The sequence below is a fragment of the Pseudorhodoplanes sp. genome (assembly GCF_050250235.1).
Taxonomy (GTDB): domain Bacteria; phylum Pseudomonadota; class Alphaproteobacteria; order Rhizobiales; family Xanthobacteraceae; genus Pseudorhodoplanes.
The window spans coordinates 1-5,354 of record NZ_JBFWPA010000250.1 but is presented as its reverse complement, the minus strand read 5'-3'; the positions used below and the strand labels follow the sequence as shown (position 1 = coordinate 5,354).

Here is a 5,354-nt window from a genome sequence, read left to right as displayed (position 1 = left end):
CACCATCCCTGGCTCGCTCAGTGCCGACGCACGCACAGAGCACCATCTTCAGAATATCGCAGGTGGGGTCAAAATTGCGCGCCGATTACCCCAAAACAGGGGTCAAATTTGCACGCCGGTTCACACCAATCCGGCGTAGGACCCTGCCTCAAGACTGAAGGTCTCTTGGCCAGCCCAGGACCCGAATCCCGATATATCCGATCGGATATAACGGGGTCCGGTTCAAATTATTTACGATCCGTAAACGTCCAAATCCCTATCAACCCCTGAATTCCTGTGCCAAAACGGCACAAAACGTCCCAAAATGGCACAAAAGATGCCGTTTCTTAGTGAATTAACCTGATTTCAACCAATTTATCGAGTTTCGCTTGACGACCTCGACCTCAAAAAACGTGCCAATTCCTGAGCCCGCCCACAAAAACGGTCCTTTCCGAGGGCATTCGAAAAGCGATCGGCAAGTGCCGTGCCAGCGCTTCGTAACGAATGAATAACCACGAATATCTTAGGCGCTTTAGCAACTGCTATATTCGGGCTATCCTTTGCCTATCAAATCAAATGAAAGAAAAACGATGGCGCGGCCCCTTAAATCTCGAAAACAGTCATCGAGCCATCAAATGGGTGTCAAGCGTCGCGCCTGGATTTACTGCCGTGTCTCGACGGCAGAACAAGCTGACGGCTACAGCCTCGACGTCCAACAGCAGCAGTGTGAGGCCATCTGCACTTTGAACGACTGGGAAGTTGCTGGCGTCTACTGCGACGTTGGCGTGTCCGGCTCGATCGCCTTCCGGGATAGGCCCCAGGGTGCCGCTCTTTGGGTCGTGGTCGCCTCAGGAGACGCGATCGTGACCTCGAAGCAGGATCGGCTTAGCCGTGACACGATGGACAGCCTTGCGCTCCTGAAGGACTGCCGCTCAGCCAGCGTCGGTCTTGTGCTCGGCGATCAAGGGACCCGCGACCTCGCCGACGATGCAGTCGCCGAGTTTACCTTCACGATCATGGCGGGTCAGGCGTCCTTCGAGCGAGCCCGCATCCAGGCCCGCATCCGCGAGGCCAAGGCGCTTCAGAGGTCGCGCAGCGAGTATCTCGGCGGACCTGTTCCATTCGCCTACCGCAAGGCCTTTGTTGATGGGGTCGCGGTTATAGCGCCCGACACCGAGTTGCACCGCTACGTCCTGGACCTGCATCGGCGCGGCTACGCATCACGAGCGATCATCAATCACATGCGTCTCAATCGCGGCGTCTCGGCAACTCCGAATACTCTGTGTAAGTTCATTCGCGAGCACACCCGAGCGTGACTGTCCTTCAGACAGTAACCGCTTCGCCTGTCCTGCTCGCGACAAACCAACATCGATCCTGAAAGCCAATTGCGCTGAGTCTCGAGTTGCAAATCAAATCGATTAAAGGAACGACGCGCTTCTCAGCGCCGGGCGATGCCTACCTACTACCTGAGATGTCTGTCGATCTCATGTGCTGTATTGAGAATGATCACAAATCGGCCAAACTCGCTCGCTGACGGCGCAGCCCGGGGTCCGAGGATGTGAAGTTCATTCAGCACCGCGCGGACGTTCCACGCGATCTTTGGAAATAATCAGACTACGCATGGAACCACGGCGGGAGTACGCACTCGAGGCCTTCACAACCGCCACCACGTGCGGGTCAAAATAACAATCACAGGCCGCTTTAATACATTAGTAACGTTGCTTGAGAACATCACCGCATCGGGTAGAGGCTCGTTCTCGCGTAGTCGTCGGCTCGATCTGGATCTGAGCGTTTCATCTGCGCGTACTTAATCAGGTCCATGTGGACCACGCGCGCCGCGAGGGTCGGAGGATCCGTGATCTCGGTCTTCGTGGTGCCGTCAGTGTAATGGTGACGCAGTGAGATCCGTGAACACCCGCGTGCCGTCGTCATGACTTCCATCAGCCGCATGCCGGGTGCGAGATCGAAGGCGCATTCGGGCGCTACGCTCTCAACGGTGGTGGAAGCGGTGGGTAGGAGTTTGGTCACGCCGTTTCCGATCCCAATGCCGATGGCACCAAGCACGAGGGTCGCGACGAATAGCGTTTGGGTATGCATGAATATAATGATCCCGTGGACAATATTCAGTCGACAAAGAGTACGCTTAGCGATTTAACGTCGTGTGAAGATTCAGTTCAATCAGCGCGGTCCTTGGTGGTCAAGCCATTGAGAGCTGAGAGACGAAACGCCCCTCAGTTCTTCAGTTCACGCGGTCCGGTTCATCTGCCCCGCGACTAATTCCCTTTTTGCAAGCGACACCCCATTTCGCGATGAATCTCGTCCCACACTTTCTGATGGTCGGCATCGTCAGGTGTTATCCGCTCAGCGATTGATCTGGGGCTTGCGCAACGAATGGCTTGCGGAGGTAGCGCACTATCACGCCCCAATGGCGCGCTGCACTGACGAGCGTGGTCCCAAATTGCGGTCATCGAGCGAGGAGCACCCTGATGCCAGGTGTCCGATCACGTCCGTGTCAGCGCAATCAACGTCAGCTGCTCTTTTTCTCGTCTACCATGTCGGCATCTTGAAAAGTCGACCGTCGTCGCCCTCATCGTGTAAGAGCACGACGATCTCATCCTTCTCGAAAACGGGAGTTGCCTCATCATTCTTCGGAAGGTCAGAATCGATGAGTGTGATAATAGGCTGCAGCCCTTCGCCAGCTAGTCGCCGGATCACGTCGAGAAGTCTCTCCTTCTTTCGGTCATCGAGCGATTCAAACACGCCGTCGTGAAATACAAAACGTGGGAACCTTACATTTAGATGTGAGCGCAGCACAGCGAGATCGAATGCTATGCACAATAGCTTGCGATAGGTATACCCGAGTCCAGCACTCGTTGCGTTGCCTGCCTCATCGAGAATATCGGCCTTGAATTCCAAATGCCCCTCCCGATTAGGAGCTACGCTGAGCAACGCCTTTCTATCGATCACTCCCTCGACAATCTCATTGAAACTCAGCCGGATCTTTGAGAACAAACTGTCCTTATTACTATTTTGCTTCTCAACATCAGCTTCGATTTGCTCCTGCACTTGTTTGATCTCGTCGCCGAGTTGTCTGATTTCATACCGCAATGTTTGTAACCGATGCAGCAAGTCGCGCTGGCGCTCAAGCGAAATAATATCCGCCTTCAATGTCGCCATCTCATCGGAGGCCCGCTTGTATTTTGTAAATACGTCTGTGCTGCTCAGAAATGCAAGCGTCGCGGAGCGCCTCTTGTTTAGGGCGTTCAATTCCGAAGTGATGGTTTTTGCCTCACTCTCAATCTCTGCCTTTTCTTCCAACAGGTACTTGCCACGCTCGTCGGTTATTGCCCGATTGAAGGCGATCAGTTGCTCAAAATCCTTCTTGATCTGCCCTTCGAAAAGAATTCCAGCCTCGGCAAACAGTCGCTTTGCCTCCTCCGGATCGAACAAAATAATATCATCGTCGAGTGACGTCATTATTCTCTTTTTATTTTGGTTCAACGAATACCGACGCTGATTGCGCGCGGCGATTTCTTGATCGATCTCTTCGACAAGCTGTCGAGTTGCCTCGCGGTCCCGCGCGCGAAAATCAAACGCATCCAGCAGAGCTTGCTTCTTTGCAGCTTCGTCGCGCTTCAGAAGCAGAAGACCTTCAATTTTGCTCAGATCTTCGACAGACCCCCCCAGCTCGCTCTTAAGGGTCTTCTCGGTCGCCTTCTTCTTTTCGAGGTCTCTTTCCTTCGCGTAGTGCTGTCCGATCAACGATGCCTTGAATCCTAGAATGTGGGCCAAGTAGGGCTTCCACTCACTGTGGGCAGCTGATGCGAGACGACGCAACTGATAGACGTCGCGATAGTCGTCCTGCGAGCGCAGCTGGTACCCAAGGCCTTTGCGGAATGACCACGGCTTAAGTGCGCGCCAGTCGAGCAATCCGTCCAGAAGATCGCGCGCCCGGTCGAACGGCACGTTCCAGTGGTTCCAACCACTTTCGCTCAGGTGCGTATAGTTCTGGCGACCCAGTCGATGTTTTTTAAAACTAATTTTCGTTGGCTCCATGACGCTTCGCCGCACCGTGACGAAGCTGCTTTCGCCAAGCTCAATCTCGAGAAAAAAAACAAACTCCTTAAAGCGATCGGCATGCTTCACCAGAAAGAATCTGGCGTCCGTCCGAGCCAGGAAGCCGAAATCTAGCAAGCGCCCGAGCGTAGTCTTGCCGAGGTTGTGTGTGTCCTTCTCCTTGTTCGCCGGCAGACGGATTTCGCCCAGAACTACGTTGAGGCCGGGAGCAAAGTGGATCGGCAAAAAAATGTCCGGCTTGTTTGCATATAGCTTAGACAGCCTCATTGGGACCCACGTACTCTATGGCATCGGTCTTCGCTCGATATTCGATGACACCCAGAAGGTATAGGAAGCTCAGAGCCGGAAGAAACAACACGTCGCCGCCGACAACCCTCGCTTTGGCAATCGTCCGAAGCGTCGTGTAGTCCTCTACCCGCTTCGACCTCAAACGTGTCAACAGGATCAATGCAAGGCTGACTACTGTTCGGTCAGGATGGGAATGTTTTGTTGGGCGTAACATCAGGAACCTGTCCGATATCGCAGTTCCAATACATATAGAAGAGCACGGTCCGCGTAACCCGCTTGTGGAGCCGTTGTCGTAGGATCGGATCGCGGCCGAACAGCAAGTCTACCAAGTACTCCATCACCATATCGAACGACTGGTAGTCCTTCCGTCTGGCAGTAATCTTGAGTTGAAACTCATCGACGACGGACTCGTAGAGCCGCAACAGTTCGATGTTCTCCGGCGCGGCCAGAAACGCCTGGATCTGTCTCGTGTCCTTTAAATAGCGTTTGCGCTGCTCCTTCGCATACTCGACCGACATGTTGTTGAGCTCATTCTTCAGCTCGTAGGGTACCCGGTGGGTCGGTGGGTCATCGACCACGATCTTCGCAAGGTCATCCTTTGACCTTGCCAACGCTTGAACGATTTCCGCAAGATCATCTGGACTGACAAGCAGCGGTGAATCGACCGGATCGAGTTGTGCCTTCTCCGCAACGTCTGGGAATGTCTTCAGCCACACTTCCAACTGTTCAACGCCACACAGATAAACCGAACCGACTGCAAGCTTACACTCGGTTGTGAGATGCTTGCGGATAGCAGCTTCAACGCCGCCAGCCAACCGACGGTTGGAGAACAACATGTAGTTATCTAGTTCTGCTCCTGCGCGCAGCTTGCGAATGCGGGGAACTTCTGCGCCAACCACTGAACTCTCAGCCGTCGGATAGAAAAAATCGGTCTCGGCGAAGTGCCTGTTGTACCCGATGGTATTTTTCGCCTGAATGATCGTCGAGCCAGTCCATGGTGAAGCCTTGCG

Annotated in this window: 5 protein-coding genes; 1 reads left to right on the top strand and 4 read right to left on the bottom strand. The window is 54.0% G+C overall.

Annotation, left to right across the window (positions count from 1 at the left end):
* Positions 1 to 614: 614 nt before the first annotated feature.
* Positions 615 to 1,295: a recombinase family protein gene (locus AB7F49_RS37935; RefSeq protein ID WP_428532738.1), complete on the top strand. Its 681-nt coding sequence runs from the start codon at positions 615 to 617 to the stop codon at positions 1,293 to 1,295.
* Positions 1,296 to 1,710: 415 nt separating this feature from the next.
* On the opposite strand, the gene AB7F49_RS37930 is transcribed toward AB7F49_RS37935, so the two are convergent.
* The 4 genes from AB7F49_RS37930 to AB7F49_RS37915 form a co-directional block, all read right to left on the bottom strand.
* Positions 1,711 to 2,076, bottom strand: coding sequence for a hypothetical protein (locus AB7F49_RS37930; RefSeq protein WP_428532735.1), 366 nt, complete (start codon positions 2,074 to 2,076; stop codon positions 1,711 to 1,713).
* Between the two features lie 450 nt (positions 2,077 to 2,526).
* Entirely contained in the window at positions 2,527 to 4,323 is a 1,797-nt protein-coding gene (locus tag AB7F49_RS37925) for a DUF2326 domain-containing protein (protein WP_428532732.1), read from the bottom strand.
* Positions 4,310 to 4,558 (bottom strand): ABC-three component system middle component 8, encoded by a 249-nt coding sequence (locus AB7F49_RS37920; RefSeq protein ID WP_428532729.1) that lies wholly within the window; start codon positions 4,556 to 4,558, stop codon positions 4,310 to 4,312. Before AB7F49_RS37920 ends, AB7F49_RS37925 begins: the two co-directional genes overlap by 14 nt.
* Positions 4,527 to 5,354: ABC-three component system protein (locus tag AB7F49_RS37915; RefSeq protein ID WP_428532726.1), on the bottom strand; the 828-nt coding region annotated here is incomplete at its 5' end. The genes AB7F49_RS37915 and AB7F49_RS37920, both read right to left, overlap by 32 nt.

Excerpts from the sequence above, each read along its gene's own strand:
- AB7F49_RS37935 (WP_428532738.1), top strand. The coding sequence starts at position 615 with ATGGGTGTCAAGCGTCGCGCCTGGATTTACTGCCGTGTCTCGACGGCA.
- AB7F49_RS37930 (WP_428532735.1), bottom strand. The coding sequence starts at position 2,076 with ATGCATACCCAAACGCTATTCGTCGCGACCCTCGTGCTTGGTGCCATC.
- AB7F49_RS37925 (WP_428532732.1), bottom strand. The coding sequence starts at position 4,323 with ATGAGGCTGTCTAAGCTATATGCAAACAAGCCGGACATTTTTTTGCCG.
- AB7F49_RS37920 (WP_428532729.1), bottom strand. The coding sequence starts at position 4,558 with ATGTTACGCCCAACAAAACATTCCCATCCTGACCGAACAGTAGTCAGC.